1 rRNA gene is annotated in these 1026 nt (G+C 53.7%); it reads left to right on the plus strand.

Annotated elements, in window-relative coordinates:
• Positions 1-1019 (plus strand): 23S ribosomal RNA (locus AC58QO_RS33690); the annotation flags it as partial.
• Positions 1020-1026: the final 7 nt, after the last annotated feature.

The raw sequence follows: 1026 nt of genomic DNA on the forward strand, positions 1-1026 counted from the left end.
CCGAAGCTATGAATTGAAGCCCCAGTAAACGGCGGCCGTAACTATAACGGTCCTAAGGTAGCGAAATTCCTTGTCAGGTAAATTCTGACCCGCACGAATGGCGTAACGACTTGGGCGCTGTCTCAACGAGAGATCCGGTGAAATTTTAATACCTGTGAAGATGCAGGTTACCCGCGACAAGACGGAAAGACCCCATGGAGCTTTACTGCAGCTTGATATTGGACTTTGGTACGATCTGTACAGGATAGGTGGGAGCCTTTGAAGCCTGAGCGCCAGCTTGGGTGGAGGCGCCGTTGGGATACCACCCTGATCGTATCGGAGTTCTAACCTGGTACCGTGATCCGGTATGGGGACAGTGTCAGGTGGGCAGTTTGACTGGGGCGGTCGCCTCCTAAAATGTAACGGAGGCGTTTAAAGGTTCCCTCAGAATGGTTGGAAATCATTCGCAGAGTGCAAAGGCATAAGGGAGCTTGACTGCGAGACCTACAAGTCGAGCAGGGACGAAAGTCGGACTTAGTGATCCGGTGGTACCGAATGGAAGGGCCATCGCTCAACGGATAAAAGCTACCCTGGGGATAACAGGCTTATCTCCCCCAAGAGTCCACATCGACGGGGAGGTTTGGCACCTCGATGTCGGCTCATCGCATCCTGGGGCTGAAGTAGGTCCCAAGGGTTGGGCTGTTCGCCCATTAAAGCGGTACGCGAGCTGGGTTCAGAACGTCGTGAGACAGTTCGGTCCCTATCTGTCGCGGGCGTAGGAAATTTGAGAGGAGCTGTCCTTAGTACGAGAGGACCGGGATGGACGTACCGCTGGTGTACCAGTTGTCTCGCCAGAGGCATCGCTGGGTAGCTATGTACGGAGGGGATAAGCGCTGAAAGCATCTAAGCGCGAAGCCCCCCTCAAGATGAGATTTCCCAGTATGTAAGACCCCTTGTAGACGACGAGGTTGATAGGTTCGAGGTGGAAGTGCGGCAACGTATGCAGCTGACGAATACTAATCGGTCGAGGGCTTAACCAAAATTCCT

This window comes from Paenibacillus sp. J31R30 (genome assembly GCF_059692115.1).